This is a genomic window from Pseudomonas shirazensis, assembly GCF_050496565.1.
Classification (GTDB): domain Bacteria; phylum Pseudomonadota; class Gammaproteobacteria; order Pseudomonadales; family Pseudomonadaceae; genus Aquipseudomonas; species Aquipseudomonas shirazensis_A.
This window is the reverse complement of the sequence record NZ_JBNWAE010000006.1, coordinates 249,794-272,582: the sequence shown is the minus strand read 5'-3', so window position 1 is coordinate 272,582 and position 22,789 is coordinate 249,794. Positions and strand designations below refer to the sequence as shown.

18 protein-coding genes are annotated in these 22,789 nt (G+C 62.1%); 7 read left to right on the top strand and 11 right to left on the bottom strand.

The features are described from left to right. Window positions 1-8: 8 nt before the first annotated feature. Entirely contained in the window at window positions 9-1,250 is a 1,242-nt protein-coding gene (mexE, locus tag ACQZ2L_RS11595) for a multidrug efflux RND transporter periplasmic adaptor subunit MexE (protein ID WP_430326146.1), read from the bottom strand. Window positions 1,251-1,531: 281 nt separating this feature from the next. Between mexE and ACQZ2L_RS11590 the strand changes: the two genes are divergently transcribed. Continuing rightward, window positions 1,532-2,437 (top strand): LysR family transcriptional regulator, encoded by a 906-nt coding sequence (locus tag ACQZ2L_RS11590; RefSeq protein WP_101318735.1) that lies wholly within the window; start codon window positions 1,532-1,534, stop codon window positions 2,435-2,437. A 266-nt stretch (window positions 2,438-2,703) separates the two neighbouring features. Here ACQZ2L_RS11590 and ACQZ2L_RS11585 read toward each other — a convergent pair whose 3' ends face one another. Beyond that, entirely contained in the window at window positions 2,704-3,114 is a 411-nt protein-coding gene (locus ACQZ2L_RS11585) for a RidA family protein (protein ID WP_101318737.1), read from the bottom strand. After that, window positions 3,114-4,424, bottom strand: coding sequence for a flavin-containing monooxygenase (locus ACQZ2L_RS11580; protein ID WP_430326145.1), 1,311 nt, complete (start codon window positions 4,422-4,424; stop codon window positions 3,114-3,116). The genes ACQZ2L_RS11585 and ACQZ2L_RS11580 overlap by 1 nt, the downstream gene beginning before the upstream one ends. 322 nt (window positions 4,425-4,746) lie before the next feature. Here ACQZ2L_RS11580 and ACQZ2L_RS11575 point away from each other — a divergent pair, with 322 nt between their 5' ends. From ACQZ2L_RS11575 to ACQZ2L_RS11560, 4 genes are all read left to right on the top strand, one after another. Continuing rightward, the gene (locus tag ACQZ2L_RS11575; protein WP_430326144.1) at window positions 4,747-5,421 is read left to right on the top strand and encodes a DUF1028 domain-containing protein; all 675 of its coding nucleotides are present in this window, start codon (window positions 4,747-4,749) and stop codon (window positions 5,419-5,421) included. Then, window positions 5,414-6,565, top strand: coding sequence for an acetylornithine deacetylase (gene argE / locus ACQZ2L_RS11570; RefSeq protein WP_430326143.1), 1,152 nt, complete (start codon window positions 5,414-5,416; stop codon window positions 6,563-6,565). Before ACQZ2L_RS11575 ends, argE begins: the two co-directional genes overlap by 8 nt. A gap of 263 nt (window positions 6,566-6,828) precedes the next feature. Further along, window positions 6,829-8,196 (top strand): PAAR domain-containing protein, encoded by a 1,368-nt coding sequence (locus ACQZ2L_RS11565; protein ID WP_430326142.1) that lies wholly within the window; start codon window positions 6,829-6,831, stop codon window positions 8,194-8,196. Continuing rightward, the gene (locus ACQZ2L_RS11560) at window positions 8,181-8,594 is read left to right on the top strand and encodes a hypothetical protein (protein WP_430326141.1); all 414 of its coding nucleotides are present in this window, start codon (window positions 8,181-8,183) and stop codon (window positions 8,592-8,594) included. Before ACQZ2L_RS11565 ends, ACQZ2L_RS11560 begins: the two co-directional genes overlap by 16 nt. A gap of 226 nt (window positions 8,595-8,820) precedes the next feature. On the opposite strand, the gene ACQZ2L_RS11555 is transcribed toward ACQZ2L_RS11560, so the two are convergent. The 3 genes from ACQZ2L_RS11555 to ACQZ2L_RS11545 are packed head-to-tail and all read right to left on the bottom strand — an operon-like array spanning window position 8,821 to window position 11,063. After that, window positions 8,821-9,495 (bottom strand): response regulator transcription factor, encoded by a 675-nt coding sequence (locus tag ACQZ2L_RS11555; protein ID WP_430326140.1) that lies wholly within the window; start codon window positions 9,493-9,495, stop codon window positions 8,821-8,823. Then, the gene (locus ACQZ2L_RS11550; RefSeq protein ID WP_430326139.1) at window positions 9,492-10,373 is read right to left on the bottom strand and encodes a phosphatase PAP2 family protein; all 882 of its coding nucleotides are present in this window, start codon (window positions 10,371-10,373) and stop codon (window positions 9,492-9,494) included. Before ACQZ2L_RS11550 ends, ACQZ2L_RS11555 begins: the two co-directional genes overlap by 4 nt. Before the next feature lie 3 nt (window positions 10,374-10,376). Beyond that, complete coding sequence (locus ACQZ2L_RS11545; protein WP_430326138.1) at window positions 10,377-11,063, bottom strand: histidine phosphatase family protein; 687 nt, start codon at window positions 11,061-11,063, stop codon at window positions 10,377-10,379. A gap of 177 nt (window positions 11,064-11,240) precedes the next feature. Here ACQZ2L_RS11545 and ACQZ2L_RS11540 point away from each other — a divergent pair, with 177 nt between their 5' ends. Next, a complete protein-coding gene (locus tag ACQZ2L_RS11540; RefSeq protein ID WP_150569433.1) occupies window positions 11,241-12,176 on the top strand; it encodes a 5'-nucleotidase in 936 nt (311 codons plus the stop codon). Between the two features lie 3 nt (window positions 12,177-12,179). Here ACQZ2L_RS11540 and ACQZ2L_RS11535 read toward each other — a convergent pair whose 3' ends face one another. From ACQZ2L_RS11535 to ACQZ2L_RS11525, 3 genes are all read right to left on the bottom strand, one after another. Next, window positions 12,180-12,830, bottom strand: a complete 651-nt coding sequence (locus tag ACQZ2L_RS11535; protein ID WP_103437129.1) for a TIGR04211 family SH3 domain-containing protein — start codon at window positions 12,828-12,830, stop codon at window positions 12,180-12,182. Between the two features lie 223 nt (window positions 12,831-13,053). Continuing rightward, window positions 13,054-14,427: a nucleotide 5'-monophosphate nucleosidase PpnN gene (gene ppnN / locus ACQZ2L_RS11530; RefSeq protein WP_430326137.1), complete on the bottom strand. Its 1,374-nt coding sequence runs from the start codon at window positions 14,425-14,427 to the stop codon at window positions 13,054-13,056. Window positions 14,428-14,527: 100 nt separating this feature from the next. Beyond that, window positions 14,528-15,589 carry a YeiH family protein gene (locus ACQZ2L_RS11525; protein ID WP_430326181.1) on the bottom strand — a complete coding sequence of 354 codons (1,062 nt, stop codon included), beginning with the start codon at window positions 15,587-15,589 and terminating at the stop codon, window positions 14,528-14,530. 115 nt (window positions 15,590-15,704) lie between these two features. Here ACQZ2L_RS11525 and ACQZ2L_RS11520 point away from each other — a divergent pair, with 115 nt between their 5' ends. Further along, window positions 15,705-16,622: a LysR substrate-binding domain-containing protein gene (locus ACQZ2L_RS11520; RefSeq protein WP_430326136.1), complete on the top strand. Its 918-nt coding sequence runs from the start codon at window positions 15,705-15,707 to the stop codon at window positions 16,620-16,622. Here the strand turns inward: ACQZ2L_RS11520 and ACQZ2L_RS11515 are convergent. Then, the gene (locus ACQZ2L_RS11515) at window positions 16,616-20,452 is read right to left on the bottom strand and encodes a molybdopterin-dependent oxidoreductase (RefSeq protein WP_430326135.1); all 3,837 of its coding nucleotides are present in this window, start codon (window positions 20,450-20,452) and stop codon (window positions 16,616-16,618) included. The two genes, ACQZ2L_RS11520 and ACQZ2L_RS11515, sit on opposite strands and share 7 nt — an antisense overlap. Window positions 20,453-20,734: 282 nt before the next feature. Next, window positions 20,735-22,735, bottom strand: coding sequence for a PAS domain-containing protein (locus ACQZ2L_RS11510; protein WP_430326134.1), 2,001 nt, complete (start codon window positions 22,733-22,735; stop codon window positions 20,735-20,737). Between the last annotated feature and the right edge of the window lie 54 nt (window positions 22,736-22,789).

Below are 22,789 nucleotides of genomic sequence, written 5' to 3'. Positions count from 1 at the left end.
GTCGTCCCTTAACCGCGCGGTGCCTGGGCACTGGCGACTTTCACACTGGGGCCGGCCACGCGCGGCGCCGGGTTGCTGGCTTCCAGCGCCTGACGCTGCTGGGCGAGGTTGGTCAGGGTCTGCTCACTGGCCATGGCGCTCTCTTCTGGAGTTACCTGCGAGCCTGGGCGAACCCGCTGCAGGCCCTTGACGACGATGCGCTCGTCCTTGTTCAGGCCGCTGCGCACGATGCGCAGGCCTTCGAGCTTGGGCCCCAGTTCCACGGCGCGGTAGGCGGCCTTGTTGTCCTGGTCCATGACCAGCACGAACTTCTTGCCAAGGTCGGTGCCGACCGCTTCATCGTTGATCAGCACTGCGTCGTACTTGGCGCTGCCGACCAGCTTCAGGCGGGCGTACAGGCCCGGGGTGAACTGGCCGTCACTGTTGTCGAACACGGCGCGGCCGCGGATGGTGCCGGTGCGCGGGTTGACCTGGTTGTCGACGAAGTTCATCTGGCCCAGGTGCGGGTTGCCGGTTTCGTTGGTCAGGCCCAGGTACACCGGGGTGCTCTGGCCACGTTGGCCTTCGCGCGCCAGCTGGGTGTACTTGAGGTACACGCGCTCGTCGGCGTCGAAATAGGCATAGACCTTGTCGGTGGACACCACCGAGGTCAGCGGGGTGACATCGGCGCTGACGATGTTGCCGGCGGTGAATTCGGCGCGGCTGACGCGGCCGCTGATCGGTGCGGTGACCCGGGTAAAGCTCAGGTTGAGGCGGGCCAGGTCCAGTTGTGCCTGGATCGCGGCAACCCCGGCGCGGGCTTCGGCGGCGGCGCTGCTGCGCGACTCGGCCAGCTCGGCAGAGATGGCGTTGCTGTCACGCAGACGCTCGCCGCGGCGGGCTTCGTTTTCGCTGCGCTGGGCGCTGGCACGGGCTTGTTGCAATTGTGCTTCGAGGCGGCGGACTTCGGCCTGGAACGGGCGCGGGTCGATCTGGAACAACAGGTCGCCCTTTTTCACCTGGGCGCCTTCGGTGAAGGCTACCTGGTCGATCTGGCCGGATACCCGTGGGCGGACTTCGACGGTTTCCGGTGCTTCGAGGCGGCCGGTGAACTCGTCCCACTCGTTGATCGGTTGCTCGATCACCTTGGCCACGGTGACCTTCGGCGCGGTCGGAGCCTGCACGGCGTCTGGGGTACGGCCGCAGGCGCTGATCACCAGCACTGCCAGGGCAGCGAGGGGATAACGCAAGGGTTTGAGTGATTGTTCCATGGAGAAATCCGCCAATGTATATGGATAGTGGGGCGGATTCTGCGCGGCGCGCGGGTGGGGAACGAATCGAATGGGCCGAAGGTTATTATCATCCAGAATGATAAACGCACTACCGCCATCGATATTGCGCATGGTCAGCGGGCTGCAGTGGGCGCGGCATAGGCAAAGTAAGCTCAAGACTTAGGCAAATGCTTGCCCGGCCAGCGGCGCTGCAGCAAGGGGCTGAGGTAAGGTAGCAGGGATAAATCAGAGCGCGCCGCCGACGGCGCCCAGAGGTGCCTGTGGCTTCCTATACCTTGCGTCAGTTGAAGTATTTCGTCACCACGGTGGAGGCCGGCAGCGTTGCCGAGGCTTCGCGCCAGTTGTATATCGCCCAGCCGTCGATCTCTACCGCGATCAAGAACCTGGAAGAGAGCTTTGGCGTGCAACTGTTCATCCGCCATCACGCCCAGGGCGTGTCGTTGACGCCCAGCGGCAAGCGCTTCTATGCCAAGACCAAATCGCTGCTGCAGATGGCTCACGAGTTCGAGCAGAACGCCTTGGCCGACAACGATACGGTGGCCGGGCAGATCGACATTGGTTGTTTTGAAACGGTGGCGCCGCTGTATCTGCCGCGTTTGATCGCGGGGTTTCGCGAGCGTTATCCGGGGGTCGACATTCGCCTGCGGGACGGTGAACAGCAGGAGCTGATCCAGGGGCTGACTGCCGGCACCTTTGACCTGGCGTTTCTCTACGACCATGACCTGGATGGCACCATCGAGGCCGAGCCGTTGATGGCGCCGCAGAAACCCTATGTACTGTTGCCGGAGAAGCACCGTTTTGCGGGTCAGGCGCAGGTGTCATTACGCGATTTGTGCCCAGAACCGATGATCCTGCTCGACGTCGCGCCGAGCAGGACCTATTTCGTCAGCTTGTTCAATGAGCTGGGGTTGACGCCGAATATCGTCTTCAGCTCGCCGTCGATCGAGATGGTGCGGGGGATGGTCGGGCAGGGGTTTGGTTTTTCGCTGCTGGTGACTCGACCGCATTCTGAATGTACTTACGATGGTCAGCGACTGGTCACGGTTGATATTGCCGAGCCGGTCGAGCTGTCCGGGTTGGCCGCTGCGCATTTGAAGCGGGTGCAATTGACCAAGCCGGCGCAGTTGTTTGTTGAGTTTTGCCGGGAGCAGTTGGCTAGCCTTTAGGGTGTGGGGCCGCGTTGCGGCCCTTTCGCGACACAAGGCCGCTCCTACAGGGGACCGCGCCAGTCAGGTCGGACGCGGTTGACCTGCGCCCCATGGCCCAATTGCGAAACACAACCGCGCCAGTCAGGTCGGACGCGGTTTATCCGCGCCCCATGGCCCAATTGCGAAACACAGCCGCGCCAGGTAGGCCGGACGCGGTCCTTGTAGGAGCGGCCTTGTGTCGCGAAAGGGCTGCAACGCAGCCCCGGCAATGTCAGCCATGCCGCTCAGTCCGGCACCACCGCAATCACATCGATCTCCATCAGCCACTCAGCCTGCGCCAACCCGGCGACCACCAGCCCGGTGGAAATCGGGAACACGCCCTTGAGCCATTTGCCGACCTCCTGATACACCGGCTCGCGGAAACGCGGATCGGTGATGTAGGTGGTGGTCTTGACGATGTGCGACATGTCCGAGCCGGCTTCTTCAAGCAGCTGCTTGACGTTCTTCATGGCCTGCTCTGCCTGGGCACGCGGGTCGCCCAAGCCAACCAGGCGGCCTTCGAAGTCAGTACCGACCTGGCCGCGCACATACACGGTGTTGCCGGCGCGCACCGCCTGGCACAGGTCGTTGTCGAGCGACTGGTTAGGGTAGGTGACCTTGGTGTTGAACATCCGTACGCGGGTATGAGTAGGCATCAGTGGGCTCCGAGGGTGCTGACGTTGTGAGGTTGGGCGGCGTCGGCGTCGCGCTGATCACGGTCGCGGTAGGCCAGGTAAGTGCGTTGCGTGGCGATATGGCCGGCGACGTGCTTGGCGTCGTGCCACACGCCCCAGATGAACGACGAGCCGCGCCGTGACAGCCACGGCAGGCCGAGGAAGTACACCCCAGGCTCCTGCGACACGCCGCGTTGATGTACTGGCTTGCCGTTGCTGTCGAATGCATCGACCTGCAGCCAGCTGAAATCGACGCCGTAGCCGGTGGCCCAGATAACGCTGGTGACGCCGGCCGCGATCAGGTCCAGCTGCAGGATTGGTTCGCTGATGCAGGCCGGGTCGGGCAGGCGTTTGCGGGCTTCGGGTTCTTCCGGCAGGTCCAGGCCGTTGCGCTCGATGTAGGCATCGGCGGCGTCGAGCAGGGCCAGGTAGTTTTCGTCGCCGCGGCGGATGTTGTCGGCCAGGTTGTTCTGGAAGGTGGCGACACCGTTGTCGAACGACTCGGTCAGGCCGACCAGGGTCATGCCTTGGTGGGCGAGGGCGCGGAAGTCCACCGTGTGGCCGCCACGGGCGCCGCTGACGGCGATGGTCACATGCTCACGGCCCGGCTTGGCGATTTCAGCATCCCACTCGCCCAGTACCCCCAGCCACCAGCAGAAGTCGCGGTTGCGGTAGGCGCGTGGCGGGCGGTCGTGGGCGCCGACCGAGAGGTACACCTTGCGCCCGGCACGCATCAACTCTTCGGCGATCTGCACGCCGGATGAACCGGCGCCAACGACCAGTACCGCGCCTTCTGGAAGCTGCTCAGGGTTGAAATACGCCGCAGAGTGGATCTGCTGCAGACGTGGGTCCTGCGGGGCAATGGCCGGGATGACCGGGCGCTGGAACGGGCCGGTGGCAGCCACAATGCGGTTGGCGCGGAGGGTGCCCTGGTTGGTCTCGATGACGAAGCCTGGGCGGTCGGCATTGCGCACTACCTTTTTCACTTCAACGCCAGTGCGCACCGGCAGGTTGAATTTGCGTACATAGCGCTCGAAGTAATCGGCCACCTGCTCTTTGCCGGCGAAGGCGTCGGCATCCAGGTCGAATTCCAGGCCGGGGAAGCGGTCGTGCCAGACCGGGCCGTTGGCCACCAGCGAGTCCCAGCGGCCGCTGCGCCAGGCCTCGGCAATGCGGTTGCGCTCCAGCACCAGATGCGGCACGCCGAGCTTGCTCAAGTGTTCGCTCATGGCGACCCCGGCCTGGCCGGCGCCGACGATCAGCGTGTCGATTTCGATGTTGTTCAATGTCATGTTCGAGCCCTTCTTGGAAGGCGATTTGATCAGGTCGGTGGGAGACCGCCTTTGCCTGGGGCCAGACTAGGGACTGCTCAATAGTGGCGAAAATACTATTTAGCTGGGGCTTGCCGATAAATTGGCGAAGGCCAGGTGCAGCAAGGGCTGCAGCGCGGGTTTGCGGCGCAGCGAGGGTTGTTTTTCCGGGCCTGAGTTTTTTCCTGTGCAGGGGCAACAAAAAAGGTCGTTTCGTGGGCTGGATGGGCTGTCCAGAATGCTCGGTATTGAGTGGCGGGTAGTTGTCTTCCGCCTGTTTTTCGCCTGATACAGGAGCTGCACCATGACCTTTTCCATCATTGGCCGCTGCGCCGAAACCGGCCAGCTTGGTATCGCCATCAGTTCTTCCAGCATCGCTGTAGGCGCCCGCTGCCCGTGGGTGCGCGCTGGGGTCGGTGCAGTTGCCAGCCAGAACATCACCCTGCCTGCCCTCGGCCCGCAGATCCTCGATGCGCTGGAGCGGGGCCAGTTACCACCAGCCGCACTGGACCAGGTGTTGACGGCCAACGGCTGGAGCGAATACCGCCAGGTCACGGTGATCGACAGTCATGGCCAGGTTGCGCTGTTCTCTGGCAAACAAGCCTTGGGTGTACACAACGCCGTGGCCGGCGAGCAGTGCGCGGCGGCGGGCAATCTGCTCACTTCGCAGCAGGTGATTCAGGCCATGGTCGACGCCTTCGAGCAGGCCGGTGGGCACCTGGCCGATCGCTTGCTGGCCGCCATGCACGCGGCTGTCGCGGCAGGTGGCGAGGCCGGGCCGATCCATTCGGCAGCGCTGACGATTGCCGGTGAGCTGACCTGGCCGCTGGTTGATCTGCGGGTGGACTGGGCCGAGCACGACCCGATTGGCCAGCTCGATGGTCTCTGGCAAGCCTACCGGCCGCAGATGAACGACTACGTGACCCGCGCACTCGATCCGACCAGTGCACCGAGCTACGGAGTGGCAGGCGATGAGTGAGCTGAGCAGCCAGCAACTGCTGGCGCGGTTGATCGGCTTTGCCACGGTCAGCCGGGATTCGAACCTACAACTGATCAGCTTCATTCGTGACTACCTGGCTGAGCTGGGTGTAGTGAGCGAGCTGTTCTTCAATGCCGAGGGCACCAAGGCCAATCTGTTCGCCAGCATCGGCCCGACCGATCGCGGCGGCGTGGTGTTGTCGGGGCATACCGACGTGGTGCCGGTCGATGGCCAGGCGTGGAGCGTCGACCCGTTTGTCATGACCGAACGAGATGGCCGCTTGTATGGCCGCGGCACGGCGGACATGAAGGGGTTTATCGCCTCGGTACTGGCGGCGGTGCCGGCGTTTCTCGCACAGCCGTTGCACACGCCGGTGCATCTGGCATTTTCCTATGACGAGGAAGTCGGCTGCCTGGGCGTGCGCTCGATGCTCGAGGCCTTGGCCCAGCGGCCGCACAAACCGCGTTTGTGCCTGATTGGTGAGCCGACCGAGCTGAAACCGGTGCTGGGCCACAAGGGCAAGCTGGCGATGCGTTGCCAGGTGCAGGGCGCGGCGTGTCATTCGGCCTATGCACCTTACGGGGTAAATGCCATCGAATATGCGGCGCGGATGATCGACAAGTTGGGGGAAATTGGCCAGGCGTTGGCTGAGGATCAGGATGCACGTTTCGATCCGCCGTTTTCGACAGTGCAGACGGGGGTGATCAAAGGTGGCCGGGCATTGAATATCGTGCCCGAGGAATGTGAGTTCGACTTTGAAGTGCGGGCGTTGCCGGGGTTTGCTGCAGAGGCTGTGGCGGATCAGTTGCAGGCCTATGCCGAGGCTGAGTTGTTGCCGCGGATGCGGGCGGTGAGTGCGGCAAGTGATATTCGGCTGTGGCCGTTGAGTGCGTACCCGGGGTTGGCTACGGCTGCTGACAGCGAGGCGGCGCAATTAGTGGCATTGCTGAGTGGGTCGAGTGAGTTCGGCACGGTGGCGTTTGGGACTGAGGGTGGGTTGTTCGATCAGGCGGGGATAGCGACGGTGGTGTGTGGGCCGGGGAGCATGGAACAGGGGCATCGGCCGGATGAGTTTGTCAGTGTGGCGCAGTTGCTTGGGTGTGATGCGATGTTGCTGCGTTTGGTGGATTATCTGCGGGGTTGATGATTGCGCGGCTTTACGTGGGGCCAGCTAGCTTTGGCATATCCGTCTGGTGGTTGGCCGTGCTGGGCTCTTCTGCTGTCCCGGTGGCTCACTGTTTGACAGCCCGAGGCCATATGTCAGGTCTGTAAACCATTAGATAGTCCGCTCAAACGTAAGGCGTTTCTCTCGCTGCTGTAGGACACATCCTGTTCGCTTCTGGCGGGGAAAAATACCGGTCAGAAGCTGCTAGTTTCCCTGGCTCGACAAGCACAGGGAGTTTGCAGATGCGCGTAATAATTGACGGTAAAGGTCAAGCTGTTGATGGCGATGATACGACAACAGGTGCGGTGTGCATCGCCACGGGTGATGGCTACATCTGTGATGGGCGCATGGTCCTGCGTGTCGGCGACAAGACCACAGCGTGTCCGCGGTGCGCCGAACCAGGCACCGTCGCTGAGGGCGCGCCGTGCTTCATCTCCGATGGCAGCGAAGTGGCGGTCGATGGCTCGCTGGTGCTGTGTGCTTGCCCGCCCGGTACCAACCGAGTTGTAGCGCCACCTGATTTTGTCCCACCCTGGCGGGAGACAAGGTCTTCGCGCGTGGTCGGCCCAGGCGCGCAGAGCTTTGGTCAGCCTGTGCACTTCGTTGATAGCCGGCCGTATATCAATGAGCCAGGCTTTCATATTGTCCAGCGCAACATGTCCTTCCCGCAGGTGCTGCTGCACTTGGCCGAGCAGGACAGCACCTTGCCGATCTCGCGCCTGCAGATGCTCAACCCGACCTTCAAGGACGGCTTCAAGGCCGGCGAGATTTTCGTCATCGGAGACCCCGACAACGGCGATGCCTGCACCCGCGAAGAAGCTCACCTGATGGCCGCCGCACAGCAGGCCCGCGACTCGCTGGCGCTGCTCGACTACGACGAAGCCGAGTTCATGATGGAGCATCAGGCCGAAATTGCAGGGCTGCTGACAGGCGCGAGCCAGTCCATGGGTGTAGGTAAGGACGTGCTGGAGCAAGGCCTTAGGCAGGTTCGGACGACCTTGCTGGAGGTCGATCAGTTGCACAAGCAGCAGTTCGCCAAGTTCGGCCACCTGAACAGCCCGGAGTTTTTTGCTACTCGACAGAAGTTGCTCAGGCAGCTGGATGGACAATTAAAAGCGGCGTTCTTGAACAAGCGTCTGAACCTCGGCCCGTACGAGCATCTTCGCCGTGCTCTGAAGATATCTACCAAAAGCCTAGTTCATCATTGGTCAAAGGCCGGTGGGCCGCAGCAGATTCCAGGGTACGCCACGCATTTGGATGAGGTGGCGAAGGCGGCCAAGTATGTCAAGTATGGTGGGCACATCGGCACAGCCTTGGGAGGTACTTCGTCTTATCTGAAGGTGGAGGAAGTATGCCGGGCCGGCGAGACCGAAGAGTGCAAGCGTATTCGGTTTGTAGAGGCAGGTAGTTTTTCAGGTGGCTTAGGGGGCGGAAGTCTTGGGTCTCTTTTGGTCACTCAAGCGGCTCCATATATATGTAGCTTCGGTGTCTATGGGCGGCTCGCTTGCGGCATCGCATTAGCAGTTGGCGGCTCCGCCGTAGGGGGCGCAGCCGGGAGTGGAGCGGGCGAGACATTTGGCGAGGTCATGTACGAATGGATTACTCCCTGATTCCTAACCCCAGATCCTGGAAAATAGCGTGGCAAGTGGTCGTCGTGCTTGGTCCTCTCGCGATCATGATCGTGGGCATGTTCATGAGCATTTTGATTGCTTGGGGGCGCGACCTTGAGCGTATGCTAGGCGCTTTGCAGAGTAGTGTCTGGCTCGATACGCAGAAGCGGATGTGGGGTAAAGAAAGACTTTTTTCTCGCTGGCTGTTATTTGGCACTATTAGCGGAATTCTCGCCATGCCGGGAATTCATATAAAGCGAGGTGAGCTGGACGAGCAAGAGCTGGATAGTTTTCCAAGATCACTGAGGCAGCGGGTTCTTATAGCGAATGCAATGATGTATGCCGCCGCGCTGATTTTGCTTTGTGTAGCCGGCCTGTACAACTTACATAAGCAGTAATCTGGGGGCTTGTCCTGGCAGTTGCTGGAGCGCAGGACTAAAGAAACCAATGCTGACCGCAGAGTACCTCAGAGCCCTACGGGAGCGGGTCCACCGGGACGCCGGACCGCCGCGAAGGGCCGCACAGCGGACCAGGTTTTGATCTTGATCCACCGGCGAATCAGAAGGCCGAGCGCCGGGATGGCGGTTGGGCGTTGAATCGTACTGGCTGCTTTGCCGGCCCTTCTCAATACTTCTCGCAGAGCTGATACCCCAGCCCATGCACCGTATGCAGTAGCGGGCTGTCGAATTGTTTGTCGATGATGCTGCGCAGGATATGGATGTTGCTGCGCAGGTTGTCGCCCTGTGGTGCGTCGCGTCCCCAGATGGTTTCTTCGAGCTCGCTGCGCCGGACCAGGTTGGGGCTCTTTTGCATGAGCACCTCGAGCAGTTTGCGGCTGGTTGGTTTGAGCTTGAGCACCGTGCCGGCTCGGGTTACCTCGAGGGTGTCCAGGTCGAACTGCAGGTCGGCCACCACCAGCTTGCGACTGGTGCGCTGCTGGCGCCGGGCGACCACTGCGTGGACCCTGGCCAGCACTTCAGACATGGCGAACGGCTTGACGATGTAATCGTCGGCACCGACCTTGAACCCGGTCAGGCGATCGCTCAGCTCATCGCGTGCACTGAGCATGACAATCGCCACCTGCGAGCGCGAATGCTCGCGCAGGCTGTGGCAGATCTGATTGCCGTCGATGCCTGGCAACATGATGTCGAGGATGATCGCGTCAAAGTTGTTAGACGCCGCGAGGTGCAGGCCGGTCAGGCCGTCCAGCGCTCCGGTGACCTCATGGCCCCTGAGCTGGAGAAACTCGACCAGATTGTCGTGAATGTCGCGGTGGTCCTCGATAACCAGAATTCTCATTGCTGTCCCTTGTGTTTGAAGCGCATCAACCGCGTGTCGATAACTCTTGAAGCCTTATGCCAACCGCTCAAGGCTGGCAAACGTGCAAGCCTCGGCGTCGGAGTCAGTGCGGGCAAGCCCTGCAAGGCTGGCCGGCCATAGCAGAACAGCGCCGTCAGCCAGGTCGTCAACCAGACAAAGATCCCGGCCCAGAAGGTATGGGACATGAAGTGCCAACCTTGCAGTACTCGCGTGGTGCCGTAAATCAAGCCTAGTAACACAATCCCCAGCAACAGCCGCCGCGCGTGGCGCCACTGATGGCGCAGTGCGACAAAGTACAGCGCCAGCAGGGTAAAGCCGCTTGAGGCATGGCCGCCAGGCCAGCAGCGGCCGCCGGCGTTTTTCTCGGTCCAGTAGAAGTTGTTGAACCACTCCTGGCGCAGGTGCGTACCTCCGTACAGGGTAGTTTCCACCGGGCAATACACACCGGTGTGACTCTTGAGGTAATGGATGACGGCCGTGCTCAGTGCGAACGCGACGACCACGAACAGCAAGTCCTGCCGGTGGTCGCGGGTAAAGCGCAGCAGCGGCGCCGCGCCGGTGGCTTCCAGCAGACGCTTGGGCCTGGCCGTGAGGCGTGGCCAGATGAACGACAGCAGCAAGCCGATAATCGCCGCTTCGCCAGTCCAGTCCGGGAGGATTCGCGGCCACTTGTGGGTGACCTTCTCGAACCACTGATCGTGCAGCAACGGGAACTGGCCGCTGATGGGATCAAGCAACAGGTTGCTGATCGCCTGATCGAGGCTGGTGAGGTCGAACAACACAAAGACCAGCGACGCCAGCAACAGTGGCAAGCCCAGATTGATCAGATAGAAACGGGCGCGTGGTGACGGCTGCATGGCTCAACTACCTCTCTTGGCAATCAACCTGGGCCATTGCTCGGCGTTGGTCTGGCCGAGAATGTGGGGTTTGCCGTGGCCGTCGACAGCCACGAACAGCGCGCTGGCATAAGCACTGGAACGCTGCCCGCCAGGTACATGCAGTTGCCGCTCGAGCTGATCGATGCAGCCACTGTGGGTAACCAGGGCCAGATTCTGCCCTGGCTGCTTGTGGCTCAGCGCCACATCGGCGAAGTGGCTATCACAGTCATTGAGCCACTGCTGCGTGGCAAGCGGCTTGTCGAAGATGAACTGCGCTGTTTGCCGCGTGCGCAGCTCCGGGCTGCTGAGCAACGCGGTGTTGACCAAGCCCAGCCTCTGCAGGCCTTCACCAACGCCGCCAGCTGCCTGGCTGCCGGCAACGGTGATGCCTGTGGGGTCGTTCAAACAGACATTGCTGGAGCGGTCACAGCGCTCGGCGTGGCGGATAAGGACCAGCACCGAGCCCTCGGCCCAGGCCGCAGACAAGCCGCTGCTGCGCATCTGCTGCTCGCTGCTGATAGTGGGTACGTGATTGCTCAGCGCAAACCAACCGAGCGCACCGAAGGCCAGGCCAATGCCTGCGACAACGCCGACAACCGAGGCAAGGCGCGGCAGGCGCCGGGTGAAACCGGCTGAACCGGAGTACTGTTTGAAGACCGCTTGTTGCACGTTCGATGCTCCCGACATTTTCAATGGTGGCAATTTAGGTGTCGGGCTGTTGGGGTCGGGTGAAGCAAATGTGAAAAATACCTTCAACTGGCGGCGCTGCCGAAATCTCTTGCAAAGCAGCGTGGGCAACGCCACCGTCAGGCTTTCACTAGGCGTAGAGCGGGGAAAAGATCGGCAATGGCTTATGAAGTGGACGACCGCCTGGTCATTGGCGTGGCATCGAGCGCGGTGTTTGACCTGAGTGAATCAGACGCGGTATTTCGCCGCGAAGGCGAGGCGCAGTACCGCGAATATCAGCAGCAGCACCTGCACGTGCCGCTGGCGCGGGGGATTGCCTACCCGTTCATCAAGCGCTTGCTGGCACTCAATGACCTGTGTGATGACCCGCAGGATCCGTTGGTCGAAGTAGTCTTGCTGTCACAGAACGATCCGGATACCGGCCTGCGCGTGATGAAGACCATCGAGCACTACGGCCTGAACATGACCCGGGCGATCTTCATGCAGGGGCGCTCGCCCTATGAGTACATCCCGGCGCTGAACATCGCCCTGTTTCTGTCGGCCGACAAGGCCCATGTTGATGCGGCGATCAAGGCGGGTTATCCGGCCGGGCAGGTGCTCGACTCCCAGTTCGACGATGACGAGGACGATGATGGCCTGCGCATAGCGTTCGACTTCGATGGGGTGCTGGCAGGCGACGAATCGGAGACGGTGATGCAGCGCGATGGCTTGACCGGCTTTCATGCCCACGAGGTGAGCAACGTGACCCAGCCGCACAACCCTGGGCCGTTGAAGGAGTTCTTCGTGCGTATTGCCAGCATCCAGGCCGCCGAAGAGCGCTACAAACTGGCCCATCCCGGTTACGAAAACCGCCTGCGCGTGTCGATTGTCACGGCGCGCAATGCGCCTTCCCATGAGCGCGCGCTGAATACCCTGAAGAGCTGGGGCGTGATGGCCAACGACGCGTTCTTTCTTGGCGGTATCGAGAAGCGCCGGGTGTTGCAGGTGCTCAAGCCGCACATCTTCTTCGATGACCAGTCTGGCCACCTCAACAGTACGCGCACTGTCGCGCCGTCAGTGCACGTACCGTTTGGCATTACCAACCAGCCGCTGTGAACCTCAGAACCAGCGGTCGTTGCGTTTGCGACCGCGGGTCAGTGCCGGCAGGATCAGCCCCAATAGCAGGCCGGCGCCGGCAATGCTGCCGCCGTAAACCATGTAGCGCATCATCACCTGCTTGTTCTCGTCCCCCAGTTGCGCCTGGGCATCGCGAAGGGCGGACTGGGCCTGGTCGAGTTGCTGGGTCAGGTCTTTGTTGCGCACTTCCAGTTCGTCAGCCAGGGTCTTGCGCGAGTCGAGGGTCTCCTGCATGCCCTGTACGCGGGCCTTCCAGCTGTCGTCGATGGTTTTCAGCTGCTCGGACAGTTGCGTGACCTTACCGTCCAGCTCTGGCAAGCGCTCGGCCTGACCCGGCACTGCCTGCAGGTCGCTGTTGAGGATCCACACCAGGTCGCCGTTCTGGCCGCGGATCTGGCTGTAGTTGCCCTGGGTGTCGACCAGGCTGACCTTCTCGCCAGCCTTGAGGCTGCCGACGATGCGGTGGCCATTGGTCGGGCCGCTGCGCACGTAGGTGCTCAAACTGTCACTGACCCAGCGCGCATCGCTACTCGGCTGTTCGGCCTGAACCGGCGCGGCGAGGGCGATCAGGCAAGCGAGCAGGCTGCCACGCAGGGCAGGGCGGACGGGTAGGGCGGGGCGGGAATCGGGCATGATGATCTTCGCTGCTACTGGACAAAAGTAGGCCCGGTGACTGGGCCGATGAACGGGTCGGTGACTTGACCGTCAGCCAAAGACCGTTTTTTTGTCAGCAGGTTCACCACCTGGCGTGGGAAATGTCAGCGAAGTGTTGCGGAATTGTTCAGCGAAGATGATGGCAAACGTACTGGCCTGATTGCATAAAAATGCCATCAGGCCAGCCCGTTTTATCGCGCTGTCAGGTCACTACCTGATAGCACGGCACATAGGCTGCGCCGCCCGGCAGTTTCATCCGGTGCTGGTCGACGAAGGCCTGTAGCAGGCGCCCCAGCGGGTCGAGCACGGCGCTGTCACCGCGAATCTGATACGGCCCGTGTTGCTCGATCAGGCGGATGCCATTGTCCTTGACGTTGCCCGCGACAATCCCGGAAAACGCCCGGCGCAGGTTGGCCGCCAGTTCGTGCGGCGGCAGATCGCGGCGCAGTTCAAGGTTGGCCATGTTGGCATGGGTCGGGTCGAACGGACGCTGGAAGCCCTCTTCAATCTTCAGCAGCCAGTTGAAGTGGAAGGCGTCGTTGCGTTCGCGGCGGAACTGCTTGACCGCCTTGAGCCCTTCGACCATCTGCCGGGCAACCTCAGCCGGATCATCGATGATGATCTGGTAATGCGCTTGCGCCGCGTCACCCAGGGTGGCGCCGACAAACGCATGCAGCTGCTGCAGGTAGGCTTCGGCGCTGCGCGGACCGGTCAGCACCACCGGGAACGGCAGGCCTTCGTTGTCCGGATGCATCAGGATGCCCAGCAGGTACAGGAACTCTTCGGCCGTGCCAGCGCCACCTGGGAAGATGATGATGCCGTGACCAACCCGGACAAAGGCTTCCAGGCGCTTCTCGATGTCGGGCAGGATCACCAGCTCGTTGACGATCGGGTTGGGCGCCTCGGCGGCGATGATGCCCGGTTCGGTCAGGCCCAGGTAACGGCTGCCGTGCATGCGCTGCTTGGCGTGGGCGATGGTGGCGCCTTTCATCGGCCCCTTCATCACGCCCGGGCCGCAGCCGGTGCAGATATCCAGTTTGCGCAGGCCCAGCTCGTGGCCGACCTTTTTGGTGTACTGGTATTCCTCGCTGCTGATCGAGTGACCACCCCAGCACACGACCATCTTCGGCTCGACGCCCGGGCGCAGGGTGCGCGCGTTGCGCAGCAGGTGGAAGACGTAGTCGGTGATGCCCTGGGAGCTTTCCAGGTCGATGCGCTGGCTGGCCAGTTCGCTCTCGGTGTAGACGATGTCACGCAGGGCGCTGAACAGCATCTCGCGGGTGCTGGCGATCATCTCGCCATCGACGAAGGCATCAGCCGGGGCGTTCAGCAGTTCGAGGCGTACGCCGCGGTCCTGCTGATGGATGCGTACTTCGAAGTCCTTGTAGGCTTCGAGAATGGTCTTGGCGTTGTCGACATGGGCGCCGGTGTTGAGGATCGCCAGCGCGCATTGACGGAACAGGGTGTAAAGGCTGCCGCTACCGGCTTCGCTCAGTTGCTGAACTTCACGTTGCGACAGCGTTTCGAGGCTGCCTTTGGGGCTGACGGATGCATTGATTACATTGCGTTGGGGCATCTAAGTCTTTCCTGTGCATGTAAAACTCCTACTTGGACACCACCATACCGACAAATGTGCGCCGCAACGAGAGGGCTGGTGAAAATCCCTCGCTCGCTGCTCAGCCGAACAGCCGTTGCACGGCCAAGGTGATGCCCAGCCCGCCGAATACCAGCCACAGATTGAGCATTGCCCCAGTCGCCAGTGCCCGCGGACCGGCCTGGCGAATCTGGCTGAATTTGGTCTCCATGCCCAACGCGGTCATGGCCATGGTCAAGGCGAAGGTATCGAACTGATTGACTGCGCTCACCACGCTGGCGGGCAGCACCTGCAACGAGTTGACCAGCACCAGTGCGAGGAAGCCAAAGGCGAACCATGGCACGTTGATCTTGCCGTTGCCCTGCGCCTGGCCAGCCTGGCGCGAGCGGTTGATCCACAGGCCCACCACCAGCAACACCGGCACCAGCAACATGACCCGGGTCATCTTGACGATGGTGGCGATATGCGTGGCCTCAGGGCTGACGTTGCTCGCCGCGCCGACCACCTGGGCGACCTCATGCAGGGTGCCGCCGAAAAACAGGCCAACGCCGAGCGTGTCCAGGCCCAGCCAGCCGCTGTTGACCAGCACTGGGTAGAGCAGCATCGACAGCGTGCCGAACAGCACCACGCTGCCAACCGCCATGGCGCTCTTGTGCGGCTGCGAACGCAAGGCCGATTCAAACGCCAGCACTGCGGCTGCACCACAGATGGCGCTGCCGGCGGCGGTCAGCAGGGCGGTGTCGCGGTCCAGCTTGAATAGCTTGATGCCGACCCACAGCCCTAGCAGCAAGGTGCTCACCACGATTGCCAGCGACACCGTCAAGCCAGACCAACCGACCTGAGCGATTTCCTGCAGGCTGACCCGCAAGCCGAACAAGGCCACGGCGATGCGCAGCAGATTGCGCGCGCTGAAGTTGACGCCGCTGGCCCAGCCGGCGGGTATGCCTTGGCGCAGCAGGTTGCCGTACAGCGCGCCAGCAAGGATGCCGACAATCAGCGGGCTGATGCCCAGGCTGGCAAAAGCAGGCAGTGCTGCCAGTTGTGTCACTGCCAGGGCGAACAGGGCGACAAATAAGATACCGTTGAGCCGCCCACGGGTGTCGTGGGTAGGCGTATGCGGGTGTGTAACGGGAGCCGTAGCCATCATGCATCCTCCGGTCGAGGTAGCGTTTCGATAGGTCTACGTTAATTCAGTTATAAGCTTATAAAAAATCGTGATTCAGGATGGCAAATATCCGCCGAGCTGATATTTTGGGGGTATGACCCCAGAACAGCTTATAACCTTCGCTGCCGTTGCCGAACACGGCAACATCAGCCACGCGGCGCTGGCCCTGCATCTATCGCAGCCTGCGGTATCCGGGCAGTTGAAGTTGCTGCAGGAAGAATTCGGTGAGCCGCTCTATCTGCGTGCTGGCCGTGGCGTGCGCCTGACTGCAGCGGGTGAGCAATTGCTCGGCCACGCGAAACGCCTGCGCGATACCTTCATCCAGGCCAAGGCGTTGAAAGACGCACTGCGCGGGCTGGAGCGCGGCACCCTGCGGATCGGCGCCAGCACGACGCCAGCCAGTTACCTGCTGCCGTACCTGATTGCCGAATTTCGCCAGCGCTATCCCCAGGTGCTGGTGACCACTATCAACGGCAATACGGCCGACATTGTCGCCGCCTTGGGTTCGTTGGATATCGCCCTGATCGAAGGCCCACCCGGTCCCGACTTACCGGCAGGCACAGGGGTTACACCATGGCGCGAGGACGAAATCGTCGCCGTCGTGCCCAGCCAACACCCGCTCGCCGCAGTTGAACACGGGCATACCCTGCAAGCGTTGGGCGCCTATCCACTGGTGCTGCGGGAAAGCGGTTCGGGCGTACGCCAGTTGGTCGAGCGCGCGTTTGCCCGCAGCGGCGTGGCTATGCGGGTGGGCCTGGAGATTGCCGGTGTGGAAGGGGTCAAGGAAGCAGTGCGGGCAGGGATGGGCATCGGCTTTGTCTCGTCCATGTCGATGCGCCACGAAGACGCAGCGCTGCGCCGCCTGCGGGTTACCCCAGAGGCGCTGACGCGGCGCTTCTCGATCCTGATGCCGCATGCCGACACGCCTTCGCGGGTGGCGGCGCGGTTTCTTGAGCTGTGCACGGCGCCCGCTTGCGAGGCGGGGCAGGGCGTTGGCCCGTCGAATCAGTAGACATCGCGCAGGTAGCGTTTCTGCTCGCTCAACTGGCGCCAGTAATCAGCGGCAGCATCGGATTCCAGGCCACCATGACATTGCGCAACCTGACGCAGGGCGTAATCGACGTCTTTGGCCATGCGGCTGGCATCGCCACAGATATACAGCTGCGCGCCTTCTTGCAGCCAGCGCCAGAGCTCGGCACCTTGTTCCAGAATGCGGTCCTGAACATAGATTTTCTGCGCCTGGTCGCGGGAGAATGCCAGGCTCAAATGGGTGAGCAGGCCATCGCGCTGCAGGGCTTGCAGCTCTTCTCGGTAATAGAAGTCGCTGGCGGCATGCTGCTCGCCGAAGAACAACCAGTTGCGGCCTGTGTCACCCCGCGCCTGACGCTCCTGCAAAAAGCCCCGGAATGGCGCCACGCCAGTGCCGGGGCCAATCATGATCATCGGCACCGAGCCCTCGACAGGTGGGCGAAAATGCTTCGATTGCTGGAGGAACACCGGCACCTCGGCGTGTTCTGCGCGGTCGGCAAGAAAGGTCGAGGACACGCCCTTGCGCTTGCCGTAGCGCACGGCTGCAACCGTGAGATCGACTGCATGGGGATTGACCTTGGGGCTGGACGCGATCGAGTACAGGCGCGGTTGCAGGCGTTTGAAGGTGCCGAGCAACTCGTTTGCGCTGCAGTCGATCGGATAGGCATGGAGCACGTCTGCCAGCTGGCGGCCCCACAGCCACTCATTCAGCTCCGCTTTGCGCTCGCTGCTGAGCAACTGCTTGAGTTCCGGGTTACTGCTGCGTTCGGCGATCAATGCCAGCGCCTCTCGGCTGGGGCGGGCGATTTCGAAGTGTTCGCTCAGTGCCTGTCCTAAAGGAACGTCACCAAGCTTTTCGAGGGTGACCGGCGTATCCGCAGCCAGCCCGGTCAGCTCGAGCACTTCGCTGACAAGCGCCGGGCAATTGCGTGGCCACACGCCCAATGCGTCTCCCGCTTCATAGGCCAGACCTGAATCTTCCAGGGCGAAGGAAAACAAGCGGGTGTCCTTGCTCGCACCGGATTGATTCAAGCGAACATTGCTCAGCAGGCGTGAGGCATAAGGCTTGGTCTTGCTCGGCGTCGTGCTGGCGGCTGGGTCCTCAATCAGCGCTGTCGGCGCAAGATCGAGTGCCTGCTGCAACTGCGACAACCAGTTCTCGGCCAGGGCTTCGTAGTCGCTATCGCAGTCGACTCGCTCAATCAGGCGGGTCGCACCCAAGGCATGCAGGCGATGATCGAGCTGCTTGCCGTGATTGCAGAATTGGTCGTAACTGGCGTCACCCAGCGCCAGCACGGCATAGCGCAGTGACTCAAGCTGCATCTGCTGCGCATTCAATGCGCTCCAGAAGCGCTCGCCGTTGTCGGGCGGGTCGCCGTCACCAAAGGTGCTGCTGATCACGGCCAGGGTCTGCGTGCTGGCCAGCTTGCTCGCGGGAAAGTCCGCCATCGCACACAGCTGCACGTTGGCACCAGCGTCGCGCAAACGCTTGGCACAGCGCTCGGCCAGGGCTTCGGCGTTGCCGGTCTGCGAAGCCCACAGCAGCGTCACGCGGCCTGACGAGGCCGCGTCTTCCTCGGCCCACATCGCGAGGTCGTCGTGAGCAGGGCTGGCGATGAGTGCAGGAGCGCTCGCCGTATCCAGCCATTGGTGGTCGATCAGCTCGACCCGTTGCAGCGCAACCGCACAGCACTTGAATTCGGGTTGCAGCGAAATCGGGTCGACGGCGTCGTTGGTCACGGCATTGATCGCCAGGCTTTCGCCAAACACATCGTTCCAGTGAAAGGGCGCAAAGCAGTTGCCCGGCAGGACCCGTTCGGTGATCACCGCTGGCAATACCGCGCGACCGCGTCGCGAGCGTACTTCTACGGCGTCTTTGGCCTTGATGCCAAGCATGGCTGCATCTTGTGGGTGGATCTCGATAAACGGCCCAGGATTGAGCTTGTTCAACGTGGCCACCTTGCCGGTCTTGGTCAGGGTGTGCCATTGGTGCTGGACGCGTCCGGTGTTGAGCAGCAATGGGAAGTGCTGGTCGGGCATTTCAGCGGGTGGCAGGTGCGGGCGCGGCAGAAATACGCCCTTGCCATGCTCGGTCGGGAAGACGAGGGCAGGTTGGCTGCCGTCCTCGGCCTGCGCAAGCGTCTGGCTGATGCCATTGTTGAGGTAGCGGATTGGGTTGCGCGTCTCGCCTTCGTCCGGAGCGCACGGCCACTGCAGCGGCTGTTCGCGTAGGCGGGGGTAGCTCGCTCCGCGAATGTCATAGCCGGTTTTGGGATTCCAGGCGAGCTTGATCTCGTCAAACACCTCGGCTGCGTTGCTGTAGCTGAAGGCGTCGGCAAAACCCATCTCACAAGCCACCCTGGCAATGATCTGCCAGTCGGGCAGGGTTTCACCGGGTGCCTGCACGGCTTGCTGCATCAAGGTCAGGTTGCGTTCGGAGTTGATCATTACCCCTTCAGCCTCGGCCCATAGCGCGCCGGGAAGAAGGATATCGGCGTAGCGATTGGTCTCGGTGTCGAGGAAGGCGTCCTGAGTGATTACCAGCTCAGCCTGTTGCAAGCCGTCGATGACCTGCTGGCGATTGGGCGCCGATGCCACCGGGTTGGTGCAGATGATCCAGCAAGCCTTGATCTGGCCGCTGCGCATCTGCTCGAACATCGCCACAGTGCCGCCGCCCACGTTCTGCCGCAGGCTGCCGCGCGGGATCGCCCACAGGTCTTCGATGAACTGCCGATCGGCCTCGACCAGTACCGAGCGTTGGCCGGGCAGGCCGGGGCCCATGTAGCCCATCTCGCGTCCCCCCATGGCATTCGGTTGCCCGGTCAGGGAGAACGGCCCGCTGCCCGAGCGGCAGATGGCGCCGGTGGCCAGGTGCAGGTTGCACAGCGCGTTGGTGTTCCAGGTGCCGTGGGTGCTCTGGTTCAGGCCCATGGTCCAGCAGCTCATCCATTCGCCGGCCTCACCGATCCAGGCTGCTGCCTGACGCAGGTCGGCCTCGGGGATGCCCGTGATGCGTGCGACCTCGTCCGGCGGGTACTCTTCAAGGAACGCCGGCATGGCCTCCCAGCCCTGAGTGTAAGCGGCGATGAACGCAGGGTCGGTGTGGCCGTTCTTCACCAGCAGGTGCAGCAGGCCGTTGAGCAGGGCCAGGTCGGTGCCGGGCTTGATCTGTAAAAACAACCCGGCTTTGTCTGCCGTGGCAGTGCGCCGCGGGTCGACGACGATCAGCCTGGCTCCGGCCTTGACCCGATCCATCATGCGCAGGAACAAAATCGGATGGCAGTCAGCCATGTTGGCGCCGATCACGAAAAACAGCTCGGCCTTGTCGAAGTCCTGATACGAGCCCGGCGGCCCGTCCGCGCCCAGCGACAACTTGTAGCCGCTGCCGGCGCTGGCCATGCACAGCCGCGAGTTGGACTCCAGGTTGCTGGTGCGGACAAAGCCCTTGGCCAGTTTGTTGACCAGATACTGCGCCTCCAGCGACATTTGCCCGGAGACGTAGAACGCCAGTGCATCGGGGCCGTGCTGTTCAAGGATGGCGCGCAAGCGCCGAGCGGTCTCGCTGATGGCGGTGTCCATGGCGATCCGCACCGGGTCCTGATTGCGCTGCTGGCGCAGGTAGGCGTTTTCCATCCGGCCAGAATCAGCGATGGCCTGGCCACAGGTGGTGCCCTTGGTGCAGAGCCTGCCGAAGTTGCTAGGGTGCGCCTTGTCGCCACTGACCTTGACCACCCGGTTGTGCTCGACCTGCATGACGATGCCGCAGCCAACGCCACAGTAGGGACACACGCTGCGTACAGTTTTGTTTGCCATCTTCGCCCCTTGATCTCTGCCCGCCGCAGCGGCCCAGAAACAAAAAAGGCGCCATGAGACCTTCCGTCGAAACGGGGTCTACACGGCGCCTTTGTCGTATTAGGTGCAATCTTCGTTGATTGCCCAGGTGAACTAGCAAGCAGCGGGCCATAACTCGCCCAGCACCCGCCCGACTCGCGCTGGCGAGTTACTCTATTGGACGCTGTTCACTTACGTTGCACTCAGAATTTGCACGGGAGGCCAGGGTGCACCAGTTCAGTGCGCGGCGCTGGCAGGGCTCGTTCAGCGTTGCATCGCGCGGTTCAGGGCCTTGAGCAGGTCGTCGATCGCGTAGGGTTTTTTCAGTAGCTGAGGGTGGCGGCGGGAAACTTGGGATAGGGCGCTGCTGTAACCACTGGCAAGCACCACCGGCAGCCCAGGCCATTGCTCGCTGATGACATCAGCCAGCTCCAGGCCGGTCATGCCCGGCATCACTACGTCAGAGAGCACCACGTCAATTGACGGGCGCCGCTCTTGCAGCAGCTCGATAGCGGCGGCTGCACTGGTCACCAACTGGGTCTTGTAGCCCAGTTCCTGCAGCAGGCTGTCGGTAATTTCGCCAACCTGTGCGTTGTCTTCCACCAACAATACCTGGGCGCTGTTTACCGCCAATGGCACCGCGACCTCTTGTTGCGAAGGGGGAGGCGGGGTTGCAGCGGGCAGTGCGATCCTCATCGTCGTGCCCACCCCCAGCTGGCTCTCGACGCTGACCTGGCCACCGGACTGATTGACGAAACCATACACCTGGGACAGCCCCAGGCCAGTGCCTTTGCCGACGGCTTTGGTGGTGAAGAAGGGTTCGAACACCCGTTCAAGGTTGGCCGCATCGATGCCATGCCCTTGGTCGGTAACGCTGATGATCACATTCGGCGCACTGGCTGGCGAAGAAAGTGCAGGTGCGGTACTCACTGCCAGGGTTATGTCGCCCGCGCCCTGCATTGCATCGCGGGCGTTGATCACCAGATTGACCAGAGCGGTTTCGAATTGATTTGGGTCGGTGTTGACGTAATGGTCTTGCTCTGGAAGTGACAGCTCGATACGGATGTTGGCCCCGACCATGCTGCGCAGCATTTCAGCGATTTGCTGCACGCGCTGCGCAGCCAGAAAAGTCTCGGGCTTCAAGGTCTGGCGGCGGGCGAAGGCCAGCAATTGCCCGGTGAGTTTGGTGGCTCGGTCTGCGGTTTCCAGGATCAGGTCGATGAAACGGTGCTGCTTGTCGCCCGCGCCGGGATTGCGCCGCAGCAACTCTGCCGCGTTGCGGATGATGGTGAGAATGTTGTTGAAGTCATGGGCCACGCCGCCGGTGAGCTGGCCGATGGCTTCGAGCTTCTGCATCTGCCGCAGTTGCGCCTCGGCGGCGAGCAGGTCGCGTGAGCGCGCTTGCACCTCAACTTCCAGCTGTTCGTTGAAGTTACGCAGCTGGTCTTCTGCGTCATGCCGGTCATTCACGTCGATGGAAGTGCCGTACCAGCGCAGGATCTGCCCTGAATGCGGCTCTCGATAGGGCGTAGCGCGGACCATGAACCAGCGGTAGGTACCGTTTTGCCCGCAGAGGCGATGTTCGCTCCTGAAGTCCTGCCCGCTCGCCCGGGCCAGTGCGAAATCTTGCACTGTTTTGCCAACATCTTCAGGGTGAACACCCGCATGCGTCATCAGCCCGCTACCCGCCACGTCGACAACCTCGCCGAAATATTCCCGCCAGCGGTTGTTGACGAACACCACGCTGCCTTGTGCATCGCATACCCACGCCAGCTGCGGCATGGTGTTGGCGAGAATCTCGAAGGCCGCTTCGCTCTCATCGAGCCGTGCCTGGGTGCGGTGGCGCTCGGTCAGGTCGCTGGCTGCACCAAACCACTCGATGAGCTCGCCGGACTGGTCAAAAATAGGCACCGCTCTGGAATGGGTCCAGCCAAAACTGCCGTCGGCGAGTAACACTCGATGCTCCAGTTCAAACACGGATTGAGTGCGGATCGCTTGCTCGACCGCCGCCAACACCTGGGTGCGGTCTCCGTCTGGAATGTATTTCTCGATCCAGCTCCGGCATGGCTCAGCGGTCTCTTCGAGAAAGCCCTGGCCGGTCAACTCATGCATCTGAGTCCAGTCGGGGCTCATGCGGTAGATGGTGGTACTGGTGGCCCTGACCAGTGCGCGGAAGCGCAACTCGCTGTCATGCACGCTGCTGCTACCTGTTGCGGACAGCGGCGGCCCGGCGCGTTCAGTTCGAAGTGTTGGTCGATGTTCCATGAGCTGTCCCTGAGCTGAAAGTTGCCATGCAGACCCGGTCGGATCACGCGTAAT

Excerpts from the sequence above, each read along its gene's own strand:
- mexE (WP_430326146.1), bottom strand. The coding sequence starts at position 1,250 with ATGGAACAATCACTCAAACCCTTGCGTTATCCCCTCGCTGCCCTGGCA.
- ACQZ2L_RS11510 (WP_430326134.1), bottom strand. The coding sequence starts at position 22,735 with ATGGAACATCGACCAACACTTCGAACTGAACGCGCCGGGCCGCCGCTG.
- ACQZ2L_RS11560 (WP_430326141.1), top strand. The coding sequence starts at position 8,181 with ATGGATTACTCCCTGATTCCTAACCCCAGATCCTGGAAAATAGCGTGG.
- ACQZ2L_RS11585 (WP_101318737.1), bottom strand. The coding sequence starts at position 3,114 with ATGCCTACTCATACCCGCGTACGGATGTTCAACACCAAGGTCACCTAC.
- argE (WP_430326143.1), top strand. The coding sequence starts at position 5,414 with ATGAGTGAGCTGAGCAGCCAGCAACTGCTGGCGCGGTTGATCGGCTTT.
- ACQZ2L_RS11515 (WP_430326135.1), bottom strand. The coding sequence starts at position 20,452 with ATGGCAAACAAAACTGTACGCAGCGTGTGTCCCTACTGTGGCGTTGGC.
- ppnN (WP_430326137.1), bottom strand. The coding sequence starts at position 14,427 with ATGCCCCAACGCAATGTAATCAATGCATCCGTCAGCCCCAAAGGCAGC.
- ACQZ2L_RS11540 (WP_150569433.1), top strand. The coding sequence starts at position 11,241 with ATGGCTTATGAAGTGGACGACCGCCTGGTCATTGGCGTGGCATCGAGC.
- ACQZ2L_RS11520 (WP_430326136.1), top strand. The coding sequence starts at position 15,705 with ATGACCCCAGAACAGCTTATAACCTTCGCTGCCGTTGCCGAACACGGC.
- ACQZ2L_RS11555 (WP_430326140.1), bottom strand. The coding sequence starts at position 9,495 with ATGAGAATTCTGGTTATCGAGGACCACCGCGACATTCACGACAATCTG.
- ACQZ2L_RS11565 (WP_430326142.1), top strand. The coding sequence starts at position 6,829 with ATGCGCGTAATAATTGACGGTAAAGGTCAAGCTGTTGATGGCGATGAT.
- ACQZ2L_RS11575 (WP_430326144.1), top strand. The coding sequence starts at position 4,747 with ATGACCTTTTCCATCATTGGCCGCTGCGCCGAAACCGGCCAGCTTGGT.
- ACQZ2L_RS11580 (WP_430326145.1), bottom strand. The coding sequence starts at position 4,424 with ATGACATTGAACAACATCGAAATCGACACGCTGATCGTCGGCGCCGGC.
- ACQZ2L_RS11525 (WP_430326181.1), bottom strand. The coding sequence starts at position 15,589 with ATGGCTACGGCTCCCGTTACACACCCGCATACGCCTACCCACGACACC.
- ACQZ2L_RS11550 (WP_430326139.1), bottom strand. The coding sequence starts at position 10,373 with ATGCAGCCGTCACCACGCGCCCGTTTCTATCTGATCAATCTGGGCTTG.
- ACQZ2L_RS11535 (WP_103437129.1), bottom strand. The coding sequence starts at position 12,830 with ATGCCCGATTCCCGCCCCGCCCTACCCGTCCGCCCTGCCCTGCGTGGC.